The organism is Pelotalea chapellei, from assembly GCF_018531195.1.
GTDB classification, from domain to species: domain Bacteria; phylum Desulfobacterota; class Desulfuromonadia; order Geobacterales; family Pseudopelobacteraceae; genus Pelotalea; species Pelotalea chapellei.
This window is the reverse complement of record NZ_JAHDYS010000008.1, coordinates 35,717-58,662: the sequence shown is the minus strand read 5'-3', so window position 1 is coordinate 58,662 and position 22,946 is coordinate 35,717. Positions and strand designations below refer to the sequence as shown.

General features: G+C 51.8%; 25 protein-coding genes, 1 tRNA gene and 1 other RNA gene. 12 read left to right on the top strand and 15 right to left on the bottom strand.

The genetic code is table 11. The features are described from left to right. Positions 1-5 precede the first annotated feature (5 nt). From ftsL to queF, 13 genes are all read right to left on the bottom strand, one after another. A complete protein-coding gene (gene ftsL / locus KJB30_RS09820) occupies positions 6-347 on the bottom strand; it encodes a cell division protein FtsL (RefSeq protein WP_214298605.1) in 342 nt (113 codons plus the stop codon). Between the two features lie 53 nt (positions 348-400). Further along, positions 401-1,342 (bottom strand): 16S rRNA (cytosine(1402)-N(4))-methyltransferase RsmH, encoded by a 942-nt coding sequence (gene rsmH / locus KJB30_RS09815; protein WP_214298603.1) that lies wholly within the window; start codon positions 1,340-1,342, stop codon positions 401-403. Then, positions 1,343-1,831 (bottom strand): division/cell wall cluster transcriptional repressor MraZ, encoded by a 489-nt coding sequence (gene mraZ, locus KJB30_RS09810; protein ID WP_214298601.1) that lies wholly within the window; start codon positions 1,829-1,831, stop codon positions 1,343-1,345. It lies immediately after the preceding gene. Between the two features lie 213 nt (positions 1,832-2,044). Next, entirely contained in the window at positions 2,045-2,395 is a 351-nt protein-coding gene (locus KJB30_RS09805; protein ID WP_214298599.1) for a hypothetical protein, read from the bottom strand. Between the two features lie 29 nt (positions 2,396-2,424). After that, positions 2,425-2,931, bottom strand: coding sequence for a hypothetical protein (locus tag KJB30_RS09800; RefSeq protein ID WP_214298597.1), 507 nt, complete (start codon positions 2,929-2,931; stop codon positions 2,425-2,427). Positions 2,932-2,934: 3 nt separating this feature from the next. Continuing rightward, positions 2,935-4,155 (bottom strand): HD domain-containing protein, encoded by a 1,221-nt coding sequence (locus KJB30_RS09795; protein WP_214298595.1) that lies wholly within the window; start codon positions 4,153-4,155, stop codon positions 2,935-2,937. Positions 4,156-4,222: 67 nt separating this feature from the next. Continuing rightward, positions 4,223-4,588, bottom strand: an RNA gene (rnpB, locus tag KJB30_RS09790) — RNase P RNA component class A. A gap of 52 nt (positions 4,589-4,640) precedes the next feature. Continuing rightward, complete coding sequence (locus tag KJB30_RS09785; RefSeq protein WP_214298593.1) at positions 4,641-5,357, bottom strand: zinc ribbon domain-containing protein; 717 nt, start codon at positions 5,355-5,357, stop codon at positions 4,641-4,643. A 34-nt stretch (positions 5,358-5,391) separates the two neighbouring features. Further along, entirely contained in the window at positions 5,392-6,519 is a 1,128-nt protein-coding gene (locus KJB30_RS09780; RefSeq protein WP_214298591.1) for a Nif3-like dinuclear metal center hexameric protein, read from the bottom strand. Positions 6,520-6,637: 118 nt separating this feature from the next. Then, positions 6,638-6,714, bottom strand: a tRNA-Ile gene (locus KJB30_RS09775). Positions 6,715-6,816: 102 nt separating this feature from the next. After that, positions 6,817-7,584 (bottom strand): PilZ domain-containing protein, encoded by a 768-nt coding sequence (locus KJB30_RS09770; RefSeq protein WP_214298584.1) that lies wholly within the window; start codon positions 7,582-7,584, stop codon positions 6,817-6,819. 176 nt (positions 7,585-7,760) lie between these two features. Beyond that, a complete protein-coding gene (locus KJB30_RS09765) occupies positions 7,761-8,324 on the bottom strand; it encodes an elongation factor P (RefSeq protein WP_214298583.1) in 564 nt (187 codons plus the stop codon). A 24-nt stretch (positions 8,325-8,348) separates the two neighbouring features. Further along, positions 8,349-8,783 (bottom strand): preQ(1) synthase, encoded by a 435-nt coding sequence (queF, locus tag KJB30_RS09760; RefSeq protein ID WP_214298581.1) that lies wholly within the window; start codon positions 8,781-8,783, stop codon positions 8,349-8,351. 94 nt (positions 8,784-8,877) lie between these two features. On the opposite strand from queF, the gene KJB30_RS09755 reads away from it, so the two are divergent. The 6 genes from KJB30_RS09755 (at position 8,878) to gluQRS (ending at position 15,315) form a co-directional block, all read left to right on the top strand. Then, positions 8,878-9,354 carry a MaoC family dehydratase gene (locus tag KJB30_RS09755; protein ID WP_214298579.1) on the top strand — a complete coding sequence of 159 codons (477 nt, stop codon included), beginning with the start codon at positions 8,878-8,880 and terminating at the stop codon, positions 9,352-9,354. Between the two features lie 98 nt (positions 9,355-9,452). Next, positions 9,453-10,619: an aminotransferase gene (locus KJB30_RS09750; RefSeq protein WP_214298577.1), complete on the top strand. Its 1,167-nt coding sequence runs from the start codon at positions 9,453-9,455 to the stop codon at positions 10,617-10,619. 34 nt (positions 10,620-10,653) lie between these two features. Continuing rightward, positions 10,654-13,299: a CBS domain-containing protein gene (locus tag KJB30_RS09745; RefSeq protein WP_214298576.1), complete on the top strand. Its 2,646-nt coding sequence runs from the start codon at positions 10,654-10,656 to the stop codon at positions 13,297-13,299. 175 nt (positions 13,300-13,474) lie between these two features. Continuing rightward, a complete protein-coding gene (locus tag KJB30_RS09740; protein WP_214298568.1) occupies positions 13,475-13,870 on the top strand; it encodes a hypothetical protein in 396 nt (131 codons plus the stop codon). A gap of 123 nt (positions 13,871-13,993) precedes the next feature. Then, positions 13,994-14,308 carry a pyrimidine/purine nucleoside phosphorylase gene (ppnP, locus tag KJB30_RS09735; RefSeq protein ID WP_214298566.1) on the top strand — a complete coding sequence of 105 codons (315 nt, stop codon included), beginning with the start codon at positions 13,994-13,996 and terminating at the stop codon, positions 14,306-14,308. 77 nt (positions 14,309-14,385) lie between these two features. After that, positions 14,386-15,315, top strand: coding sequence for a tRNA glutamyl-Q(34) synthetase GluQRS (gene gluQRS / locus KJB30_RS09730; protein ID WP_214298828.1), 930 nt, complete (start codon positions 14,386-14,388; stop codon positions 15,313-15,315). Between the two features lie 10 nt (positions 15,316-15,325). On the opposite strand, the gene KJB30_RS09725 is transcribed toward gluQRS, so the two are convergent. Both KJB30_RS09725 and mnmH read right to left on the bottom strand, forming a co-directional pair. Next, on the bottom strand, positions 15,326-15,871 hold the full coding sequence (locus KJB30_RS09725; protein WP_214298564.1) for a Slp family lipoprotein: 546 nt from the start codon (positions 15,869-15,871) through the stop codon (positions 15,326-15,328). A 32-nt stretch (positions 15,872-15,903) separates the two neighbouring features. Next, positions 15,904-16,944 carry a tRNA 2-selenouridine(34) synthase MnmH gene (mnmH, locus tag KJB30_RS09720; RefSeq protein WP_214298562.1) on the bottom strand — a complete coding sequence of 347 codons (1,041 nt, stop codon included), beginning with the start codon at positions 16,942-16,944 and terminating at the stop codon, positions 15,904-15,906. A 180-nt stretch (positions 16,945-17,124) separates the two neighbouring features. Between mnmH and KJB30_RS09715 the strand changes: the two genes are divergently transcribed. The 6 genes from KJB30_RS09715 to panD all read left to right on the top strand — a co-directional run bounded on the left by KJB30_RS09715 (position 17,125) and on the right by panD (position 22,890). Beyond that, on the top strand, positions 17,125-18,108 hold the full coding sequence (locus KJB30_RS09715; RefSeq protein WP_214298549.1) for a class II fructose-bisphosphate aldolase: 984 nt from the start codon (positions 17,125-17,127) through the stop codon (positions 18,106-18,108). Between the two features lie 87 nt (positions 18,109-18,195). Further along, positions 18,196-18,564: a PilZ domain-containing protein gene (locus KJB30_RS09710; RefSeq protein WP_214298547.1), complete on the top strand. Its 369-nt coding sequence runs from the start codon at positions 18,196-18,198 to the stop codon at positions 18,562-18,564. 36 nt (positions 18,565-18,600) lie between these two features. Further along, positions 18,601-20,568 carry a methyl-accepting chemotaxis protein gene (locus KJB30_RS09705; RefSeq protein WP_214298545.1) on the top strand — a complete coding sequence of 656 codons (1,968 nt, stop codon included), beginning with the start codon at positions 18,601-18,603 and terminating at the stop codon, positions 20,566-20,568. A gap of 249 nt (positions 20,569-20,817) precedes the next feature. Further along, positions 20,818-21,618: a 3-methyl-2-oxobutanoate hydroxymethyltransferase gene (panB, locus tag KJB30_RS09700; RefSeq protein ID WP_214298543.1), complete on the top strand. Its 801-nt coding sequence runs from the start codon at positions 20,818-20,820 to the stop codon at positions 21,616-21,618. A gap of 19 nt (positions 21,619-21,637) precedes the next feature. Further along, positions 21,638-22,489: a pantoate--beta-alanine ligase gene (gene panC, locus KJB30_RS09695; protein ID WP_214298541.1), complete on the top strand. Its 852-nt coding sequence runs from the start codon at positions 21,638-21,640 to the stop codon at positions 22,487-22,489. A gap of 2 nt (positions 22,490-22,491) precedes the next feature. Continuing rightward, the gene (gene panD / locus KJB30_RS09690) at positions 22,492-22,890 is read left to right on the top strand and encodes an aspartate 1-decarboxylase (protein WP_214298539.1); all 399 of its coding nucleotides are present in this window, start codon (positions 22,492-22,494) and stop codon (positions 22,888-22,890) included. The last annotated feature ends 56 nt before the right edge of the window (positions 22,891-22,946 follow it).

The following is a 22,946-nucleotide window of genomic DNA, read 5'->3' as shown; positions in this document are numbered from 1 at the left end:
TCTGCTCACTTTACAAGCACTATCTGTTGTTCGCTCGGTAGCGCCATGCCCAGTTCGCCCTTGGCTATGGCGTCGATCCTTCCGGGAGTGCGCAGTGAAGCAACTTCCAGCATGAGCCGCTTTTGTTCCTGCTCGGCCTCTTTTAGGTGACGGGTTGATTCGGCTGTTTGCAGATTAAGATCGATCAACTTGAAACGGGACCAGACATGGAATACGGATACGATTGTGAAAAGGATCATGCAGATCATCAGGAACCTGAATATGTCCAGGCGGTTGGACAGCAGATCAACTGTGCCTATGTGCCGGGGGGCGGCAACTTTTCCGTAATCTAATCTTGCGTGTGCCATGCTGTTACCTCTTGTAAATACTGTTATCCAAAGACCTGGAAGACTTGACTGGTTTACAACTTTTCCACGGCTCGTAATTTGGCGCTGCGCGATCGGGCGTTATGCTCAACTTCATTATCCGTAGCCATCACTGGTCGGCGCGTCAGGACCCGAACCTTGGGCTGATTACCACAGACACACACCGGCAAATTACGTGGGCAGGTACAACCTTCAGCGAACTCCCTGAAAATATTTTTAACGATTCGGTCTTCCAGCGAATGGAAAGAGATGACCACTCCCCTCCCGCCCGGCTTCAGGTGGTCCAGCGCCGCCCGCAACCCCTTCTCCAGACTGTTCAGCTCATGATTTACCGCGATACGCAGAGCCTGAAAAGTGCGGGTGGCGGGATGAATTCTTTCCTCCCACTTGGCTTTGGGAATGGCTCCCTTGACGACATCAACCAGTTGCAGGGTAGTTTCTATAGTTTTCTGGGAACGGGCCTCAATGATGAATGCAGCAATTCGCTTGGCCCAACGTTCTTCGCCATATTCCTTGAAGATCCATTCCAGTTCTGATTCAGGCAGAGTATTCACCAGATCGGCAGCCGTTTCTCCCTGACTGGTATCCATACGCATGTCCAGCTGTGCGTCCTGCTGAAAACTGAAACCGCGTTCCGCTGTATCCAGCTGATGGGAAGAGACTCCCAGGTCAAGTATGAATCCGTCCAGCTGTGGTGCGCCGAGCCTTAAGAGATGTTCCCCGATGTCAGCAAAGTTGCCATGCACCAGCTGTACATTTCCACCGAGGGGCGTAAGTCGCTTTCCAGCAGCCTCCAGTGCCTTCTTGTCCCGGTCCACACCTATCAGCATCCCTCCGCCTGGAAGGCAGCCCTCCGCGATCAAAGCAGAATGGCCTCCGCCACCCAAGGTACCGTCCAGATAGCATCCACCGTCTTTCAGCGCCAGGAACCGGACTACCTCCTCCGGCATTACTGAGAGATGTTTGAATTCAGTCATTTAAAGACCTATTGCCGTCAGATCCATAGGCAGGTTTTTCTCGTCCTGAGCATTTACCCTGTCGTAGGTTTCTCGACTCCAGATATCGAAACGGCGCCCCATACCCACAAACCACATATCGCGCTCCAGCCCCGCATGAACACGCAACGCCGTGGGAATCAGCACCCGACCCAGCTTATCGGCACTACATTCTTCGGCGGGGTTCAGGAACTGGCGCTTGATGCTGTCCAGCTGGAGAGAAGTATAGCCCCCCTCGTTGGCCAGTGCCTTGCTCTTGATTTCCGTCCAGACACTGACCGGAAAAACAGAAAGTCCGCGAGCATAGCTATCTTCACCAATTTTTATGGGCTGAGCCTTTGTTATAAAAAAACGCTCATCACCAAAGGCCTGAACAAGGGCATCACGGTACTTGGCCGGGATACAGGTTCGTCCTTTGCTGTCAATGGTGCTTGGATTTTCACCACCGAATATGGCGTCTTGACCTGTCATTTACCACCGTTTTCCACTTTTTTCCACAATATGGAAAATATATACCGGCGGTCAAGACAAGTGTCAAGTTAAAATATTATTTTGCCGACTCTTTTTCATAAAAAAACCTCCCCATGTTACATGGGGAGGAGTGAGTGAATCATGATATTGAAATGACCTTAATTAGGACTTGAAACCATTTACTAGGAACATGAGTCTACCCTGAAGCGTGGACTACTTTTTTCGACGATCAGCCAGAGAAACAACTTTGGCGCCTCCCTCCTGCCGCAGGCGCTCAGGCTGTTCCTTGCGTGTCGCTTCTGATTCCTCTTCTTCCAGGCGACGGTCCTCGTGGACGGGAGAAACAACCGGCTCCAGGCGGATAGGTGTACCCCCCATGGTGAAGTCCGCTCCTTCCAATTGAAATTCATCCAGAATCCAGCTGAATGCCTGAAGCGGAAAGGTGAAAACCAGTAGTTGCACCTGCCACCAGCCAGGTTTTACATCAGGTGTAATTTCATCAATGCGGGCATAGAAGCCAGGTTTATTGTCCACATATACCAGTACGACATCATTAACTGTCATAAGAATCCCTTCGCGATGTTTTTAACTTCTCAATCTCCGTAGCTCAAAAGTGCGGATCGTGTCAGACGACTCTCGGCTATCATTTCCGCTTCGGCACATGCCTCACGCAGCTCCCGCTCGCACATGGCCGCCTGATGGCGTGCATGCTCATCCAACCGATCCTCCAACAGTTCACAGTTGAAGATCACACAAGTCAGCGGCCTGAGTCGAGGGGTAAAACAACATCCATCGGCACTTCCATAGGGGCAGAAAGGATAGGTGCTGAAATCCGGAGCCAGCGGCTCGGCCGAATGCTTGCGGTTGATGATCAGGTCCAGCACGGTCACATGATACTTACCATAAAGACAGCATTTTCCACCACAGTCTCTGCAGATCAATCTGCTCCCCGCAGTCAGCGCCAGATTGAGAAGCTGTTCCTTCAGGAGCATTATCCGCCCCATTAGGCAGTCAAGCTGCTCCCGCCTGTCAGCAGACAATCTCTCATAGCATTCCCAGGCGGAAACCTGGGCCTTGTGCCAGGACTGCCGATCATCCATGAATCAGTTCCTTCTCTCTGAGCTGGCTCTGCAGGCCCTTAACATCGCCACCCGCCTCTGAAGGATAAATGCCTGCCTGTCCTTGACCGGCAAGGCCTGCAATTTCTCCTGATCAATCCCCAATTCCCCGGTATTCATACCGGCGATTCGAAGGGCATCCTGCCATTCAGCCACATGCAAAGCACCCGCCTTATCGGCAGCGGCAATCAGCTGCAGACTCTCAGCGATGCCAGCTTTGAGGGCCTGCTCGGCCATGGCAAGCCTGGTAGCATCCCGCAGCTCAGGCCATCTGTTGGCATTGCCATGTAGACGACTGACCCCTCCAAGTGCTTTGGCATAGGCTGCCGGAAGACGAAGTCGACTGCAGAGTTCTGCTGCCATTCTCAGACCGGCAGACTCGTGGCCAAGATGCCTCGGGTAAAATTCCGCAGCGGTGGCTAATTTTCCAAGATCATGAAAGAAGGCACTGAACCGCACCATCGGATCATTGCTTACCGTTGCCACCCGTTGCAGCACTTGAACAGAATGAGTGAACAGATCACCTTCGGGGTGGTGTTCCAACGGGCCGGCCGGAATAGACGGCATTTTGAAAAGCTCAGGTAAAAATTCTTTTCCTGCATCAAACTTGATCATGAGTTGAAAAAAACGCTCTGGCGCATTCAGTGTTAACGCTTTGATCATTTCGCTGCTGAAACGCTCTATCGGTATCTGCATGAATGACGGCGACCACTCCCCCTTCCTGATGAGCCTCTCGGTCTCCGCAACCATACGCCACCCTCCGGCTTCAAAACGGAAGGCGCGTATAATGCGCAGAGGATCATCCTTAAAAGAGCTTTGACTGCATGGTCGCAGCACCCCTGCCTTCACATCCGCCCGGCCAGTCTGGGGATCAATCAAAAGTCCGGCCATACTCATTGCCATGGCATTGATGGTGAAGTCACGGCGGCCAAGATCCTTCACCAGATCACCTATATCGTTGATACGGGTGACTTCAATGGTTCCAGAATCCGGGTGATGGAGAAAATAAACATTTACCGAACCGGATGTCTCAATCAGACGAAATCCAAGAGCACACAGATCATCGTGGGTGAGAGCCGCCACGATGTCTACATCCTGACTCTCCCTTCCCAGCAGCAGATCACGCACGCAGCCGCCCACCAGGAAAATGCGGTCGTGGCATTCAACAGGGAAGATATGTGCAGGAATGTCCAGAGAGGATTTCATGCCGTCTGCCGGGATTAAAAAGATCTTTAGCGAGGAAGATGATTGTCAGTTGTTGTGAGAAAAAATTGGCTGAAGCAGTCCGTAAGCCGGGTTCTGTTCCCGGATCAGGTTTCCCTTTTCCGGGTGATGGCCATTCATCTGGGTCTGCCGTTACCGACAGCCTCAAGCGACCAACCCGGAGGCACGGGCGGGCCACCCTTAACGCCTCCCTATTAGGTCTTGCTCCTGATGGGGTTTACCTGGCATCCGCCGTCACCGACGGACCCGGTGAGCTCTTACCTCACCCTTTCACCCTTACCTGCCTGAGCAGGCGGACTTCTCTCTGTGGCACTATCCCTGGGGTCACCCCCGCTGGACGTTATCCAGCATCATGCCCTGCGGAGCCCGGACTTTCCTCTCTTCCCGAAGGAAGGGCGGCCATCTGGACTACTTCAGCCAAACTTTATGAACCAGGTTGAGGTTAAATCTCGACCTCAACCTTAACCTTAACCTGCTTGCTGCTGCTTCAGAATCAGCACCCTCTGACAATGGGGACAGCTGATCAGGTCATCGGCACGAAAGAGACTGTTGTAAAGCTGCGGCGGCAAGTTCATGTTGCACCCCAGGCAGTAGCCGTCACGGGCAATGGCAACTGCCTGCCCCCGCCGTTGTTCGCGCAGACTGTCATAGCGTTTGACAAGGCCGGGCGGCAGCGCTTGAGTAATTTCGGCGCGCCGGGCAACATCCGCATCAATATCGCCCTGGAGAGCATCGATCTCTGTCTGTTTCGCCTCGCGACGCTCTTCCGAATTCTGCTCAAGCAAAGTCAAATCAGCCCTTCTGCCGGCAAGCTCAGAATTCACTTCCTCAACCTGTCCAAGCTTCTGTAGAATCTGCTCTTCAATTTCCTGAGTCTGTTTGCGCGCGACTGTTATTTCACGCCCCACGGCCTGAAATTCTTTGTTCGTCTTTATTTCTTTCATATTCGTTTCAGAACGACGAATATTTTCCTGTTCAGTAGCAAGGCTGGCTTCAAACTCCGCTTTTTCCTGTTCAAGTTGCGCAATGCGGGCCTCCAGCCCCGCAACCACTTCACGGGCACTATCAAGCTCCTGTTCAATGCCGCTTACTTCACCAAACAAACCACTCTGATTGTTCTTCAGAATATCGATCTGAACATCAATCTCCTGGAGCTGCTCCAACATCTCAAGTTTCTTTTTCAACTTTCTGCCTCCCTGCTAATAGAAATGTAAATACTTATCTCCGACAGTATAGAAACGGTTCCGACTCGACGCTGCAGGGCAAAACTTGGCAATTCTCGTATCCGGCTTGGCCAAGCATCCTCTGCAACTGGGCAACCACTGCATCCACCATAATGATTTCCGAGGGGAAATGCCCGGCATCAATCAAAGCAATCCCAAGATCCTGGGCATCCCGGGCTTCATGGTACTTCACATCTCCGGTCAACAGGACGTCTGCTCCCGCACGCACGGCATCGCGCAACAGGGATGCTCCACTGCCGCTACACAACGCCACCCGGCTTACCGTCCTGTCGGCATCCCCAACATAACGCAGTCCAGGCGCATTTAGATCATCTGCAACACGTGCAGCAAACGCTGAGAGTGAGACCGGCTCAGCAAGCCTTCCAATGCGCCCCAACCCCGTGGTGCGCCCTTCATTGAGCAGCGGATAAACATCAAAAGCGGGCTCTTCGTAGGGATGGGCCGCCATCAAGGCTTTGAGCGCGCGAGAAAGATTTTTCCGATCGACAAGCAATTCAAGACGCATCTCTGCAACGTGCTCCCGAACTCCCACCGAACCGATAAAAGGCTGAGCCCCCGATTGGGGAGTAAACGTCCCCTCACCAGATGCAGCAAAGGAACAGTCTTTATAAGCCCCCAAAGATTCGATCCAGGGAAGCATCTCCGCACGCACACGCTCCAGATGTTCCTGCGGCACAAACACCACCAGCTTGACAAGTTCCTGCACGCCTGTCACATGCAGCGGCTGACAGGAACTGAGTCTCAGTCGCTCGGCGAGGACATCATTCAGGCCCCCTTCTGCACAATCATAATTGGTGTGCATGCACACGACGGCAAGCCCCCCGCGAATTGCAGCATGGATTGATCTGCCGAGCGGTGTTGCAGTGGATATGCTTTTCTGCGGTTTGAAGATAAGGGGGTGATGGGTAAGAAGCAGCTGGCAGGAAGAGGAAAGTGCCGATTGGATGACAGGGGGAGCCGGATCAAGAGCGACCATGATGCGGGAGATCTCCATTGCGGGATCCCCCACCTGCAGCCCGGGGTTGTCCCACGACTCCGCCAAGCCTGGTGGCGCCATTTTTCCAATGATTCCAAGTATGTCTGAGAGTCTGGATCTTTTCATCGGCCACAAATAAAAAGAGTGCAACCATGTGGTGTGCACTCTTGTGAAATTGATGTGATGCGGTATATTCCGCTTGCAGTAGATGCCGGCATCCGGCGTAACATCCTCTGTATTTGATTGGTGGGCCCACCAGGACTCGAACCTGGGACCAACCGGTTATGAGCCGGTGGCTCTAGCCAACTGAGCTATAGGCCCTTGGAAAAAATAATAGTAGGGAAGAAGGCTTAAGCTGTCAAGTCTTTTCAGGTGCTTGACTCTTTTTGTCAGTTCAAACGCAAATTGTGAAGCCGAAACCGATTACTTTTTTTCACCCTCCTGAAATGTCATGCGGTCGGACAATTCCCAATTGATTTTAGGAGCTGCACCTGCTCCCTTGTCTTTAAGATGTGCATGCACGTACTGGCCGATTCTTTCCTGATCAAGCTTGCTGATCTGCAGAAATCGATGACCTCCCATCTGCTTGCTATTTTCGTTGCGACTCCAGACCAACTCTGCAATGGCACACACCGGTTGTTTACCGTCATTCAAATCCAGAAAAAAAAGTGCAAGAGAAGAAGCGAGTACATTAGGTTCAATTGTAATGCACAATCCTCCGGCGCTCAAATTGATCGGCGTCTCCTGCAACTTAAGATTGGGAGGAAGTCCCTGGTTATTCAGATATTCCACTATCCGCCGATACTCCTTGCGATAAACAGCAAGAGAAGCATCTCTACGGATCTGGAACAGTTTCAGGGTCACATCCAAACGGGGAGTCTGACGACGTTGATACATCTCGAGGTTTCCACGCAACTTGAGATGAAATACATTACCTTGTGTCACCTTGACCAGGTCAGCCATTATTTGGATACCACCGCCCATTGACTCGGAGGTAAGCTTATAGGTGATATCACCGGTAGCTTCCTGGTCAATGGCATAAGGTATCTGCAGCGCAAGAAGCTCCCCGTTGCACTCAACAATAGTTCCGCTGAGTGACTCATACTGATCACGGTCCCTCGCTTCAGAGATATTGATCAGGTAGGCTCTCTGCTTGAGCCTGAAATACCTGTTGAAATTTATTGTGCTCATGGCGTCTAGAAGTGCAACCTGACTGACTCCTGTTGCTTCTCATATCTTCTTGATCTGTTTGGTCGGTATCAACCTGATCATTGAATATTACCAGCTGAATAAAGACCTGGAAACATTTGAACACAAAAAAGGGGCAGCCTTCACCGTCTGCCCATTCATAGCTGTTCTCGGATAAATCAGGCGCGGGAAATGAAGCGGCAGTCGCGAGTATCTACCTTCACCTTTTCGCCAGATTCCAGATAGGGGGGAACTCTGACCTTTAGACCTGTCTCAAGGATAGCCTCTTTGGTTTCAGCAGTGGCAGTGGCGTTTTTCAATGCCGGTGGCGTTTCGGTAACTGTCAACTCTACGGTCATGGGCAACTCGACGTTAACCATGCGTCCCTCGAAAATACCCAGCACAACTTCAGTACCTTCCAGCAAGAAGGGCGATACCAACTCGAAATCGTCAGCCTTCATCTCGAACTGCTCATAATTTTCCAGGTCCATGAACATGCCCTGGTCCCCGTCGGCATAGAGAAACTGTCCCTTATGACGCTCGAAATCCGCCTCGTCAACCTTATCTCCGGAGCGGAAGGTTCTTTCCAGCACCTGAGAAGTAATCAGGTTCCGATATTTAGTCTTTACCATGGTGTTGGCCCCGCGAGCGGTGGGGGACTGAACCGTAACGTCAAGAATCAGGCAAGGGGCGTTATCCAACTGAATCACGAGCCCTTTTTTAAAATCGGATGTACTGAACATGTATCTTATCTCCTATAAAAATTTTCAGCTTTTTCTGCGGTACTCGGCCGTGGGCCAAAAGGGTATGCCACCCCGGGGGGTAAACTCACCCTTGACTGTCAACCAGACCGGTTCCATAAGCCTGACCAGATCATTGCAGATGCGGTTAACGCTGGCTTCGTGAAATTCGCCATGCATACGGAAGGACCCCAGATAAAGCTTGAGACTCTTGCTCTCAACGCATAGTTTGTCGGGCTGGTAATCGATTATTATTCTGGCAAAGTCGGGCTGACCGGTCATCGGACAGAGGCAGGTAAACTCCGGGCACTCGATGTGCAAGGTGCCGACCGCCTGTGCCGGGTTCATGTCTTCTTGCGCAAACGGACTTGGAAAAACCTCCAGCAGATCAGAGTCCGGCTGATCATAACGATAGGTAGTTGCGCCAGTACCTAATGTTTTCAAATCTTTGTGAAGCGTCATCTAATGATCCCCCTTGTGGTCAATCAGGAAATCTACGATACCATAGCACGAAATGCTTGGCAATCATTTTTTACGAGCAAAAAAGGAACACAATATGTCTGTAGCAGACGACCTGATAGCTCTCTATCTACCGAAGTTAAACACTGAAATCCACTGTGGACAGTGGCTGCGGATAGATCAACAACGTATTAATGCCTTTGCTGAAGCCACCGGTGATCTGCAGTGGATCCATATCGACCCGGCTCGTGCAGCCCTTGAATCGCCATACGGCGCAACTATTGCCCATGGTTATCTGACCCTTTCACTGCTTCCCTTCCTGTCAGAGAGCAATGCTCCCGAGTACTTCAATCAAAACTATCCCGGCATGCGCCTGCGGGTCAACTACGGACTTGATCGGCTGCGATTCCCCGCACCGGTTCTTGTCGACTCTCGAATCCGTGCCCGCACGAAAGTACTACGAGTAGAGAAGGTTGGAGAGGCTGTTCAGTTCACCTATGAATACACCATCGACATTGATGGAGAAAGCAAACCAGCCTGTGTGGCCGTTTTTTTGGCGCGTGTCTATCCCTGAGAAGCTCTTCCGCTCAACCGCACTGATATTAGAAAACTAGCTCCCCCGCAACCTGCGTTTGTTCTATAACTATACAGGATTTTTTATTCGAGATTTCCATGCCCTATCACATTAATGATCATCTGCGCAGCGTCAACTTCCCTCCAATTTCAGAGGTCAAGGAGTGGCTTGCGGCCCGCCCGGAAGAAGGACCCGAACTTATTGACCTGTGCCAGGCTGTTCCGGATTATGCACCGGCCCCGGAACTGATAAACCATCTGAAGGTGTTGCTGGATGAACCCACTACCTCACGTTATACCCCGGACGAGGGTCTGCCAGAAGTGCGGCGCGCAGTGTGCGATCGCTACAAGAGACGTTATGCTGCCAAGATGGAGCCAAACCAACTCTGTCTGACGGCAGGTGCCAGCCAGGCATTCTGGCTGGCGATCATGACCCTCTGTCACGCAGGCGATGAAGTCATTCTCCAGGCCCCCTGCTACTTCGATCACCCGATGGCCCTGGAATCTCTCAGAATCAAACCGGTCTTCGCCCCCTTTGACGAAGAGCGCAAAGGGTTACCCGATCCTGCGGTGATCAACCGGCTGATAACTCCCCGCACCAGGGCAATACTGCTGGTCACCCCCAGCAATCCGACTGGTGCATCTATTCCCCCCGCCCTGCTGACAGAGTTATATCTTCTGGCACGTAAACATCGTATCGCCCTGGTGCTGGACGAAACCTATGCAGACTTCGTCGCAAGCCAACCCCACGAGCTATTTACCATTCCGGATTGGCACAGTACACTGGTACAGATCATGTCGTTCGGCAAAACCTATGCTCTAACCGGTTACCGTGCCGGATTACTGGCCGCATCAGATGAAATGATCCGCCAGGCGCTCAAGATTCAGGACAGCATGGTGGTCTGTCAGCCGCGCATAACACAAATGGCTCTTAAATACGGAGTAGAAAACCTGGATGACTGGGTCGATGCCAACCGCCTGCTGATGGATTTTCGACACAGTCTTTTCGTGCACGCTTTCACCCAACCGGGCAACCATTTCCGCCTTGTTGCCAGCGGCAGTTTCTTCGCCTGGGTGCGTCACCCTTTCAGCAGATTAACGGGTCGTCAAGCTGCAAAAAAAATGCTGGATGAAGCCGGAATCCTATGCCTGGGGGGCGAAGTATTTGGTCCAGGCCTGGAGGGATATCTACGGCTTGCCCTTGGCAATATTAGCAAAGAGATTATTCCTGAAGCGGCACGACGCTTCAGATCAATCCCCATTTAAAGAGCGGGATCGATTGATACCACCTGGAGTGCTGATGGACGTTGTTATCACTCACATAAATGCCGATTTCGATTGTCTTGGCGCCATGGTCGCCGCAGCCAGGCTCTATCCCGGTGCATTGCTGACAATGCCTGGGTCACAGGAAAAAGGGGTACGCGACTTTGCCGCCCAACACCCGGAGTTCCTGCCCCTTCTTACCAAAGCGAAAGAGATTCACCTTGATAAAATAACCCGCCTGATTATCGTTGACTGCCAGCATGTTGCCCGCATCGACCGATTTGGGGAGATCATCGGCAGACCGGATCTGGAAGTGCACATCTATGACCATCACCCCATAACTGCTGAAAGCATCCGTCCCACCGGCGGCATCATCCGTCCCTGCGGAGCGGTCTCATCGATTATGGCCGGCATCTTAAAGGATCAAGGAATAGCACTGACCCCTGAAGAAGCAACTGTCGTCATGCTCGGCATCTATGAAGATACCGGCCGGCTTCTCTTCCCCCCCACCACCCGGGATGACTACCTGGCAGCAGCCTGGCTGCTGGATCAGGGAGCACGCCTGAATGTGGTGGCAGACTTCGTTTCCCAGGGGCTGACCACTCAGCAAGTTATTCTGCTGAACACACTGCTGAAAAATCTCAAGACCACCGCCATCAACAACGTCAACGTCTCCATCACCTATGCCTCATGCGAAAGCTACATAGCTGATATTGCCGGTTTAGCCCACCTGATGCGGGATATGGAAAATCTTGACGCACTGTTTCTTGTAGTGGCCATGGGGAAACGAGTATACCTGGTGGGCCGCAGCCGGATCTCCGAAGTGAACGTCGGCGAGATCATGCGCAATTTCAACGGCGGTGGACATGCATCGGCAGCCTCGGCCTCGGTCCACGACCTGACGCTGAGACAGGTACTGAGGCGGCTGGAGGAATTACTGCGAATGGCGGTCACCGCACGGGTTGCCGCCAAAGATGTCATGTCCAGTCCAGTTAAAACCGTACCGATCGGCATCACCATTGCTGAAGCCCGCGACCTGCTGACCCGCTATAATTGCAATGCCATGCCGGTAATGCAGAATGAAAACATGGTTGGCATCATCTCACGCAAGATAGTTGAAAAAGCCATTTACCACGACCTCGGCGGTTCAGCTGTCAGTGATTTCATGCACACCGATTTCCTGCGCGCTCAGCCCGACTCACAACTGACCCAGATTCAAGCCTATATGGTGGAGGGTAACCGCCGTTTCGTACCGGTCTTCGAGGGAGAGTATCTTGTTGGTGCCGTGACGCGAACCGACCTGCTGCGACATATGTATGGCGGCCATCGCGGACAGCCTGAGTCGCTCTACGATATGGGGGCACTTACCACCACACCTAAAAGCCACTCCATCGAAGGGCTAATCAACAAACGCCTCCCGTCCGAGGCTATCCGCCTGTTGCGGGAGCTTGGCGACACAGGTGATGCATTGGGCCTTTCTGTTTATGCGGTAGGTGGTTTCGTACGGGACCTGCTACTGGGGATGGAAAATCTGGATATGGATGTGACTGTTGAGGGTGACGGCATTTTCTTCGCGGAATCATTTGCCCGGACTCACGGCTGCCGTGTACGCAGCCATCCCGCCTTCAGCACGGCTGTCATTGTACGCCCGGATGGCAGCAAAGTTGATGTGGCCAGTACCCGCCTGGAATACTATGAATCTCCCGGTGTGCTCCCCACTGTTGAGCGTTCATCCCTGCGCCACGACCTGTATCGCCGTGATTTCACCATCAACACCCTCGCTTTCTGCATCAACAAAGATCGTTTCGGTTTGCTGACAGATTATTTCGGCGGGCAGCAAGACATCCAGGAACGCATCGTCAGGGTACTGCACAATCTCTCCTTTGTGGAAGATCCTACCCGCGTTTTTCGCGCTGTCCGTTTTGAACAACGGCTCGGCTTCCACATTGCTCCACACACGGAAAACCTGATTCGCAATGCGGTGCGGATGAATGTACTGGACAAGGTCGGAGGAACCCGCCTGCTTAACGAACTGATCCTGATCCTACGCGAGCGCGAACCTGTTCGTGCGGTTTTTCGCATGGCTGAACTCGGACTGCTTCCCTCCATTCATCCCGCTCTCAAGCAAGTTGGCGAAGCCGAACGAGTCATCCATGAAACCACCCAGGTGCTGGCTTGGTTCCGACTGCTTTATCTAAAAGATCACTGCGAACAATGGCAGGTTTATTTCCTTGCGCTCTGCGACAGGCTTAAGCAGGAGGAATTCGTCGGGATCTGCAAACGCCTTTCGGTGCCAGGCCGAGTAGTATCACGAGTCTTTGGCCTGCGAAATCGTGCGCTTGGCGTACTGGAAGCTATGCAGCGCAGATTGAAACATGGCCCCCCTATTCGCAACAGTGAAGTCTATTACTGTTTTCAGGGCCTGCCCCTGGAACTCCTGCTTTACCTCGCTGCCCGCACGCGTCACGAAGAGATCAGGCGCTTCGTCTCACTGTACATTACCCACCTGCGACAGGTTCGCTGCACTCTTGATGGAATCGCCCTGCAACAGATGGGCATTAAACCAGGTCCGGAATTGGGATACGTAATGAAACATCTCCTTACTGCACGCCTTGATGGCACAATCACTACGACTGAGGAAGAACGTTCGATGGCAATGTCTCTGATCCGTCAATCAACGTAGCACTGTTGCAAAAATGCTTCAACAAACCTGACCTACCTACAGGTATAAGCCCCTGCCTCAGTATCTGAACTCAACAAAAAGTGTTGAAATCACACAATAATCATTTTTATGACACATATGGCTTTTGATTTGCTATGGTACTGACTACAAATCAAGAAAACGAGGTGTTGTCACTATGCATAAAGTTTCACGCATTATATCCGCTTTCCTGCTTATATCATTCCTGGCCGCCACCCCATCTGCCTTTGCAGAGGAGAGCGCTCTGAAAGAGGTGTTTCATGACGCCCTTTATGGCGGAGCCATTGGAACACTGGTGGGTGCGGCTCTGATGGCATTCACTAAAAAACCGGCGGACAATCTCAATTACATGGCTTTTGGAGCAGCCTCGGGCGTTCTGGCAGGCACAGCATATGGCGTTGGGAAAACGTCAACACGCGCACTTGCTTCCATCGAAAATGGTAAAGTTAAAATCGCCGTACCAACCATTATGCCCGACCTGATAGAATCTCCGGTCTCCAAACAGACTATCGTAAGCTGGCGTGCGGATATTTTGCGGGGAACATTTAACTGATTTAAATGCAATTCAATTAGATGCTCATCGGCCCGTCACCATCACAGTGACGGGCCTTTTTTATTTTGCCTCCCCAGGCTTGTTACGGGTATAACCTTTACATTACCCATTCAAGGAGGAAGTATGTCTCAGTTCAACAACGTCACAGTCCCAAAGAAAGCCAATATTTATTTCGATGGCAAGGTTGTGAGCCACACCGTACTGTTCCCTGACGGCAGCAAAAAAACACTCGGTGTCATGCAGGCGGGAGAATATGAATTCTCAACCGGTGCTGCAGAAAACATGGAGATTCTATCTGGAGAACTTGAATGGCAGATGAAAGGAGATGGCGCCTGGACGAAAGTGGTTGGTGGCGAAGCCTTTGATGTGCCGGCCAATTCGGTTTTCCTTATGAAGGTAGCTGTGGTTACCGATTATTGCTGCTCTTTTCTTGCCTAAACACTTGGCGTCGCATCTGGAGGAGCTGAATGAAGAATGCCGATCAATCTTCTCCAGATGCGCTGACAGCCACTCCCATGATCCAAAACACAAGTGAAACCATAACAGGCCGCTTTGCCCCCTCCCCCACCGGTGCACTGCATAGCGGTTCGCTGGTAGCGGCGGTCGGAAGCTGGCTTATGGCCAGATCCTGTGGTGGACGTTGGCTGCTGCGACTGGACGACCTGGATGCGCCTCGTCAGATACCAGGGATGGCTGACGACATCCTGCAGACACTGGAAGATTTCGGGCTGGTCTGGGATGGGAAGCCCTCCAGGCAAAGCTGCCATGGAGAAGCCTACGAATTGGCCTTCCGGCAGCTGCAGCAGCAAGGATTGCTGTTCCCGTGCGGTTGTTCGCGGCGGGAAATTGCCCAGGCAGCCTCGGCTCCGCATCCTGATGATGATTGCCTCCCCTATTCCGGCACCTGTCGCTCCGGAATGAACCAACATGCAACGATCCGCTCGTGGCGTGTACGTGTGAGAGAAGAAGAAATCTGTTTCAATGACCTGCGCCGGGGGAGGATCTGCCAGGACCTTTCCAGGTATTGCGGCGATATTGTGGTGAGACGAGGAGATGGAGAGTTCGCCTACCAGCTTGCGGTGGTGGTGGATGATCAACTGACCGGCGTGAACCAGGTAGTGCGAGGCGATGACCTGCTTGGATCTACTCCCCGCCAGATTTACCTTCAACGGCTGCTTGGCTTCCCACAGCCTGGCTACTGCCACCTGCCGCTGGTTACCGATCCATCAGGAAACAAACTGAGCAAAAGGGACAATCTGGTATCGCATCACCTGGGAAACTGGCGGGGCAGGGAAAACGAGCTGCTCCTGGCAGTGCTGCGTTTTCTGGGACAGCTTCCCCCGCATGAGCTGACCGGTGCCTCATGCGAGGAGATCCTGGATTGGGCGACTGGAATTTTCGACGTAAAGCGGATACCTACTGTTGGAGGATGTTTACAGATGTAACTTCAGAAAATCAATACAATCGTCTCGGTTCTCCATCCGCAAGGCCTGGCGGCCTTCCGAGAAACTTCTCATCCCCGAACTGGTTCTGATAGGGATTCGTGGTGCGTGTAAAAGGTTCGGAGCTTCTGAATGGACGCAGTTCACGAGTTGCAAGCAGAGGATAGGAATAATCGACATCCTGCAGTTTCTGCACTTTTTTCCCCTTGACCTCGCCGATCAAGGTAACCAGCTGTCCTGGCCGGTAGACCTCAGGATCAATCAGCTGACTGGTGAGCGCCAGGAAATGCCCCCCCGAATTAGAATCCTCGTCCGGCACCCCGTTCTTCAGCAGCTCCAGCTGGGAAACTTCAATTTGAGAGATATCACCGCTGCTCTGCACCTCCACAATGATGCCTCCCACCAGTATTATCTTACCGACAAAAGCCTCCGGATTGGCAGCCAGAGCGGCAAAGTTGACTGAAGGTTCAGCCAGCTTCAGGTTGGCTTCACTCATTACATGGCTGCAGCCATTGAGCAGAAGCAGCACAGCAAGCAGTGTAAAGATAATCTGTTTCATGCGACTCCTCCATCAGGACTGTTTGGTGAAATTTAAGCTTTCATACCCAAACAACTTCCATTCGACCACAAAGATTCCAGACTTTGTTCAGCAAGTGAGAAATTCTCCATATCCAGTTCCATCGCCGGGGTCCAGTCACGATTTTTATAATAAAGCTTGTCGTAATAATGCTGGATCAGACCGCGGCATGCCCCCTCTACATCCCACTTTTCCAACATTTCCAACAATTCTCCATGCAGTTGCCCCCCCAATTTTTTTCTGATTCTTTCAAGCGCGGAAAACATTGGCTGACGGTATTCGTGATGGGCGTATTCTGCAGTCAGACGCTGAATGCGGGTTTCCAGGGAAGCATGGCACCAGACCTTGCAACTGGCTGCCATAACACTGTAGAGATTGCCGGGAAGCAAGATCCTGCCTATCCGTTGGCTTTCACCTTCAATTACAATCGGCCGCTCGGTTCCGGCACGCCTGAAAGCATCCCACAGAAGCGTATCAAATCTTTTTTGGCTGAGAGACTGATCAAGCCCCACATGGCCGAATACTGAACCTCGATGACAGGCTAGCCCTTCCAGGTCGATACCGGACCATTTTTGAGGATCAAGGCCATTGATGAAGGTGGTCTTGCCGGTTCCTGTCATGCCGTGCATTACAATCAGCGGTGCCGGCGGTGTGAAGTTTTCAAAAAACTTGATTACCTCGCCGCGAAAGGCCTTGTAGCCCCCTTGAAGTTGGCACACATGATAACCGCTTGTTTCCACAAGTACGGCTACTGAGCGACTACGCAGCCCCCCACGCCAGCAGTAAACTACTATTGGCCGGCCTGCAGCCTTTTCTGCGATCTCTCTGACCATTGCAGCGAAACGCCCGCATGTCAGCTCCAGGCCCCTCAGTCGGGCCTGCTGAGGTCCAATTTGTTTATGGATTGTGCCGATCTCCGCACGTTCCTCATTGCTCAGAATAGGAACATTGATCGCGCCTGGAAGGTGGTCCTCCACATACTCCAGAGGAGTACGAACATCTACTATGCAATGGGTATCCAGCAGAGATGGTATGAATGAAATTATTTCCGGCATGATTGTCCTTTTCTGCTCGGCAGTATAGGCGTTCCATGGCCGGCTGGCAACAGTTTACTCCTTGATTGATGGCATTTTACGTGGTATCTGTAATCGAATAAACGCGCCATAAAAGCTTGATTGTCAGGCGGCTCAACATGCTCCACTGACACTCCATGGCGAAACCAAAAGGAGGGAACGATGGAAAAGCAGAAGGTGCATTACAGCGAGTTGGGCCTGGTTAATACCAAGCAAATGTTCAGCAAGGCCATGGCTGGAAAATACGCAATACCTGCCTATAACTTCAACAACCTGGAACAACTTCAGGCCATCGTTACCGCCTGTGTCGAGACCGATTCACCCGTAATAATCCAGGTCTCAAAGGGTGCCCGCAGCTACGCCAACGAAACCATGTTGCGTTACATGGCCATGGGCGCTGTCCAGATGGCCCGCGAAGCTGGCTCGAAAATCCCCATCTGCCTGCACCTCGACCACGGCGACTCCTTCGAACTATGCAAGTCATGTATTGATAGCGGCTTTTCCTCAGTAATGATCGACGGCTCCCACCTTCCCTTCGACGAGAATGTGGCCCTGACAAAAAAAGTGGTGGAATATGCACGTCAGCATGATGTCACAGTGGAAGGGGAACTGGGGGTATTGGCCGGAATTGAAGATGAAGTTTCCGCCGAACATTCCACTTACACCAAGCCTGAAGAAGTAGAGGATTTTGTCAAAAAGACCGGCGTTGACTCCCTGGCGATTTCAATCGGCACCAGCCACGGCGCCTACAAATTCAAACTTAAACCGGGTGAGTCCGTACCCCCTTTGCGTTTCGATATTCTTGACGAATGCGAAAAACGCATCCCAGGTTTCCCGATCGTTCTCCACGGTGCCTCTTCTGTGCTTCCTGAATATGTGGAACTGATCAACAGCTATGGCGGGAAAATGGACGGTGCTGTAGGTGTACCTGAGGATCAACTGCGTAAGGCTGCAGCCAGTGCTGTGTGCAAAATCAATATCGATTCTGATGGCAGGTTGGCGGTCACCGCCAAAATTCGTGAATACTTCGCAAAGGATCCCAAGGAATTCGATCCGCGAAAATATCTGGGTGAAGCCCGCAAAGAGTTGATCAATCTTATCAAACACAAAAATCAAACAGTACTGGGCTCCGCCGGCAACGCCTGAAAAGATATAACCGACTCAAAATTCAGCGTGCTGTACGGCAGGTACTTGTGCAGCACGCTGAAACCCCGCATGTCCAAGGAGCCATGCATGCCAACCAGAAAATTTTCCCGGGTGGATTTCAAAATAAATACTTCCATCAGCACGGCGAATCGAATATTCACGGCCGAAGTGCAAAATCTCAGCATGAATGGCATGTTCATCAAGACATCAGAACATCTTACAATTGACGAAGCAGTTGATATCACCATGACTTTGACAGGAAGTTACCCTGAGATTTCCCTTGGTTTCCAAGGCAAAGTCTGTCGAATAACTGAGGTAGGAGTTGGCTTTCATTTTGAAAAAATAGATCTTGATTCTTATACCCACCTGAAAAACATCATTGCCTATAACATAGATGACTCCGAAAAGGTTATGGAAGAAGTTTACAATTCCATTGATCATAAATTAGTCCCCTGAATTTAACTAAATATTTTCATCCACGAGGATGACTGCATGAAAAAACATTCCACCCTGTTCTCTTTTTCCGGATTTATGCTCGGTATCAGTGCGCCCATCGGCTGGACGATCATCAGACTGCTGCTGTTCTACGACAAGAACCAAACCCTGACCGGACAGGTCTACAAAGATATATTCGGTTCTCTCGAGCACATGCTGCTGTACTCTTACATGGGATTCGGGACAGCTCTTGTTCTTTCGACGTTAGGATTTCTGATCGGTAGAAGCGGAGATGAACTGCACGAACGGGCCGCGGAATTGGATCTGCTCCATACAGAGGTTGCCTCCCAGAAGGAAATTTTTGAGAACCGTTACCGGGTGCTTGACAATAACATCAAAAATTTTCACCACATCAGCAGCAAGATTCAGATGTCGCTCAATCTCGAAGAAATACTTTTGTTGTGCGCCGAAGGTCTGCATGAGGTCCTGGGATATGAGCGAGTAAATATTCTCATGGTTCAGGAGAGACATCTTCGTTTTGTCACGACTGCTGGAACTGAAGATTTCGATCTTGACAGCGTCAGCATGCCGCTTACCCCTTCAATCGGCGTTATCTACAAATGTTTTGTGGACAGGAAAGTCTACCTGATCGACGACATCTCACGTTACCCTCAGGATTACCATCTACAACCCCCTTACGACAACCTGGCACCTCTGCGTTCCAGAAGCTTCATCCTTTGTCCAATTGTTGTCAAAGGGGAAACTGTCGGTATCTTTGCCATTGACAACAAAACCAGCAAACGAGCACTGAATGACTCTGATGTTGATACGATCATGCTTTTTGCTGATCAGGTTGCTTCAGCCATGACTCGCATTAATCTGCTGACATCGATCGACACCCTCACCACCGAAATGGAAAGCTCCTTCGCATTCCTGCTCGGCAACCGCGAACAATACTCCCGCAACGTCCGCAACCTCCAGGAGAATGTTGTATCAGTTGCCGATGGAACTGCAGTCATCGCCTCTGCCTCTGAAGGGGTCATGGCCTCAGTGGATGAAACCAGTGCGGCGGTCAACGAGATCTCGGTTGCCATTGAGCAGGTTACGCGCAATCTGGATCATCTGGCTGGAATAGTGCACCAATCTGCCTCCGCCATGGAAGAAATCAACAGCACCATCAGCAATGTGGAACAGAATTCGGCCATCTCCCATGAAGTTTCCAGCCAGGTCAAATCCCAGGCCGACGAAAGCATTTCCGTGGTGAACAAAACCATTGAGGCCCTTGCCGAAATACAGAATTCTGTTGAACTCTCCTACGCTGCGATCAAGCGTCTGGTTGAAAACAGCACCCGTATCGAAAATATCGTCAGCGTCATCAACGACATCACCAAGCGCACCAACCTGCTGGCTCTGAATGCCTCCATCATTGCTGCCCAGGCAGGCGAATATGGCAAGAGCTTTGGCGTAGTGGCGGATGAAATCCGTAACCTTTCACTGCAGACCGGAAATTCCACAGGTGAAATCACCTCGATAATCGAAGAGATCATGACCGAATCCCGTACCGCTGCCAGCAACATTACCAACAGCAAAAGCCTTGTGCAGCGCGGCGTCGAACTCGGTCACAGCACGGGGGAGAGCCTTAAAGCCATCTATGACCGCTCGGTCTGTTCCATGGAAATGACCCAGCAGATCAAGCAGGCAACTGAAGAACAGGTCGGCAGCGTTCAGGTCGTGGCACGTTCCATGGAAGATATCAGCGCCATGACATCACAAATTTTCGCAGCTTCAACGGATCAAGCCAAAGCGACACGCAGCATTGCCCGTTCCATAGAGACCATCAAGGATATGACCCATGAAATGGTTCAATCCACTTCCCGACAGGTGGAAGATGGACATCAGATCAGCCGTACCGTTGAATCAGTAAGTGAGATGGTCAAGGAAATGTTCGACAACATGGAACAACGCCGCAAGCAGAGTGCTGAGGTAATCAGGGAGCTTGAGTCGATTAAAAACCTGACGACCTAGAAAAAAGATCCAGAGATCGGTCATATTTTTTTATGGCAACATTGGTTTTTGTTTGGTATAAGTTATAACCACAGTGACGGTTACCCTTTAGGGAACCGATCAGTGTTTGCAAAAAAAGTACAGACATACCGCACGGATTCACGGGTGAACCGGGACGGAAGATACTTTCAGATCAGCAGCAAAACGCTGCATCATCTGTCCTTCCACGCGCCCCTTCGGCGCGTTTTTTTGTTTTTATAGGGATATGGCATGCACAAAAAACTGACCCTTCCTGACATTCTCAAAATGAAATCCGAGAATCGGCGCATAACCGTCCTCACCGCCTATGATTATCCCTTCGCACGCCTGATTGACAATGGTGGCGTTGATATCATTCTGGTCGGCGATTCTGCCGGGGTGGTCTTTGCCGGACATGACACCACTCTACCGGTCACCATGGATGAGATGCTCTATCACACCAAAGCCGTGGTTCGCTCTCGTCCCAAAGCTCTGGTAGTGGCGGACATGCCCTTCATGTCCTATCAGACTGGCCTCGACGATGCCTGCCGCAATTGCGGCCGCATGATCAAAGAAGGGGGCGCCGAGGCAGTCAAGATAGAAGGAGGTGCGAACATGGCAGGAGTCATTCGCGCGCTTTCCTCCATAGATATTCCGGTCATGGCCCATATCGGACTGACACCTCAATCAATCCACCGCATGGGGGGCTATAAAGTTCAGGGTCGTAAGGACCAAGCCGACCGGATATTTGATGATGCGCTGGCTGTCCAGGAGGCCGGTGCTTTTTCTGTGGTACTGGAAGGCATACCGGCGCAGCTCGCGGCACGCATCACCGACGAACTCTCCATCCCCACCATCGGCATCGGCGCCGGCCCGTCCTGCGATGGGCAGGTACTGGTGATTCACGACATACTTGGGCTGTGCGAGAAATATTCGCCCAAATTTGTCAAACGTTACGCCGAACTTGGGCCAATCATCAGCGAGGCGGTAAAACAGTACGTCAATGAAGTCAGAACCGGAGAGTTCCCGACAGCAGAGCATTCCTTCACCTAACCAGAGGACCTGAACAGACATGAAGATCATCACCGGCATAGATGAAATGCAGCAAACCGTCCTCGCGCTGAAACGTGAGAACAAGCGCATTGCCTTTGTTCCCACCATGGGATTTCTGCATGAGGGGCATGCATCACTCCTGCGGGAAGGGCGCAGACAAGGCGATATCCTGGTGCTGTCGATCTTTGTCAACCCGATCCAGTTCGGTGCAAACGAGGACCTGGATCGCTATCCCCGCGACATGGAGCGCGACAGCCGCATTGCTCGTGAGTGCGGTGTCGATATCATCTTCAACCCTGATGCAGCCGAGATGTATCCTTCAGGATTCCAGACATCAATTGCGGTGCGAGAGCTATCCCAGCCCTTGTGCGGAGCAAGCCGGCCGGGGCATTTTGATGGCGTGGCAACGGTAGTGGCAAAACTGTTCAACATCGTAATGCCTGACCTGGCCCTGTTTGGTCGCAAGGATTACCAGCAGCTGGCCCTGATCAGGCAGATGACCGCCGATCTGAGTATGCCGGTCACCGTGCAGGGCATGCCCATCGTCAGGGAGGCGGATGGACTGGCCATGAGCTCACGCAACGCCTACCTGTCAACCGCTGAGCGCCGTAGTGCCCTCTGCCTGTACCGCTCAATCAATGCGGTTCGAGCCATGCAGGCCGCCGGCGAGCGCTCTATCGAACCACTGCGAGAAAAGGCTGTGGACATTATCAATGCAGAGCCCGCTGCACAGATTGATTACCTGGAATTCCGCGATGGAACAACATTGCAGCCGGCAACGACTGCCGTTGACGGCACCCTTCTGGCACTTGCCGTAAAAATTGGAAAAACGCGTCTTATAGATAACACTCTACTGGGAAAGGAGCTGTAACCATGCACAGAATCATGTTAAAGAGCAAAATTCACCGCGCCACTGTCACCGGAGCAGACTTGCATTACGAGGGAAGTGTCACGATCGACCGTGATCTTATGGATGCCGCCGACATCGTATCCTACGAGAAGGTGGCTGTCTGGAATGTAACCAACGGCAGCCGGCTGGAAACCTATGCCATCGAAGGGGAACGCGGTTCGGGAGTTATCTGCCTGAATGGCGCTGCCGCGCGCCTGGTGGCTCCCAAGGATCTGGTCATCATTGCCAGTTTCGTTAATATGGACAATGAGGCTGCCATCAAGCACGAGCCGAAGCTGGTTTTCGTGGATGAGAAGAACTGCATGCTGCCGACCCGTGCTGAAGAAGCAGGGCAAGCCAAGCTGAAGTGCGTGGTCCATTAGAAGAACTGTTTCAGATTTACAAAGGCAAATCCTCCTAAGTCCCCTTTTGTTAAAGG

Coding starts and splice junctions, on each gene's coding strand:
- ftsL (WP_214298605.1), bottom strand. CDS start 347: ATGGCACACGCAAGATTAGATTACGGAAAAGTTGCCGCCCCCCGGCAC.
- rsmH (WP_214298603.1), bottom strand. CDS start 1,342: ATGACTGAATTCAAACATCTCTCAGTAATGCCGGAGGAGGTAGTCCGG.
- mraZ (WP_214298601.1), bottom strand. CDS start 1,831: ATGACAGGTCAAGACGCCATATTCGGTGGTGAAAATCCAAGCACCATT.
- KJB30_RS09805 (WP_214298599.1), bottom strand. CDS start 2,395: ATGACAGTTAATGATGTCGTACTGGTATATGTGGACAATAAACCTGGC.
- KJB30_RS09800 (WP_214298597.1), bottom strand. CDS start 2,931: ATGGATGATCGGCAGTCCTGGCACAAGGCCCAGGTTTCCGCCTGGGAA.
- KJB30_RS09795 (WP_214298595.1), bottom strand. CDS start 4,155: ATGAAATCCTCTCTGGACATTCCTGCACATATCTTCCCTGTTGAATGC.
- KJB30_RS09780 (WP_214298591.1), bottom strand. CDS start 6,519: ATGAAAAGATCCAGACTCTCAGACATACTTGGAATCATTGGAAAAATG.
- KJB30_RS09770 (WP_214298584.1), bottom strand. CDS start 7,584: ATGAGCACAATAAATTTCAACAGGTATTTCAGGCTCAAGCAGAGAGCC.
- KJB30_RS09765 (WP_214298583.1), bottom strand. CDS start 8,324: ATGTTCAGTACATCCGATTTTAAAAAAGGGCTCGTGATTCAGTTGGAT.
- queF (WP_214298581.1), bottom strand. CDS start 8,783: ATGACGCTTCACAAAGATTTGAAAACATTAGGTACTGGCGCAACTACC.
- KJB30_RS09755 (WP_214298579.1), top strand. CDS start 8,878: ATGTCTGTAGCAGACGACCTGATAGCTCTCTATCTACCGAAGTTAAAC.
- KJB30_RS09750 (WP_214298577.1), top strand. CDS start 9,453: ATGCCCTATCACATTAATGATCATCTGCGCAGCGTCAACTTCCCTCCA.
- KJB30_RS09745 (WP_214298576.1), top strand. CDS start 10,654: ATGGACGTTGTTATCACTCACATAAATGCCGATTTCGATTGTCTTGGC.
- KJB30_RS09740 (WP_214298568.1), top strand. CDS start 13,475: ATGCATAAAGTTTCACGCATTATATCCGCTTTCCTGCTTATATCATTC.
- ppnP (WP_214298566.1), top strand. CDS start 13,994: ATGTCTCAGTTCAACAACGTCACAGTCCCAAAGAAAGCCAATATTTAT.
- gluQRS (WP_214298828.1), top strand. CDS start 14,386: ATGATCCAAAACACAAGTGAAACCATAACAGGCCGCTTTGCCCCCTCC.
- KJB30_RS09725 (WP_214298564.1), bottom strand. CDS start 15,871: ATGAAACAGATTATCTTTACACTGCTTGCTGTGCTGCTTCTGCTCAAT.
- mnmH (WP_214298562.1), bottom strand. CDS start 16,944: ATGCCGGAAATAATTTCATTCATACCATCTCTGCTGGATACCCATTGC.
- KJB30_RS09715 (WP_214298549.1), top strand. CDS start 17,125: ATGGAAAAGCAGAAGGTGCATTACAGCGAGTTGGGCCTGGTTAATACC.
- KJB30_RS09710 (WP_214298547.1), top strand. CDS start 18,196: ATGCCAACCAGAAAATTTTCCCGGGTGGATTTCAAAATAAATACTTCC.
- KJB30_RS09705 (WP_214298545.1), top strand. CDS start 18,601: ATGAAAAAACATTCCACCCTGTTCTCTTTTTCCGGATTTATGCTCGGT.
- panB (WP_214298543.1), top strand. CDS start 20,818: ATGCACAAAAAACTGACCCTTCCTGACATTCTCAAAATGAAATCCGAG.
- panC (WP_214298541.1), top strand. CDS start 21,638: ATGAAGATCATCACCGGCATAGATGAAATGCAGCAAACCGTCCTCGCG.
- panD (WP_214298539.1), top strand. CDS start 22,492: ATGCACAGAATCATGTTAAAGAGCAAAATTCACCGCGCCACTGTCACC.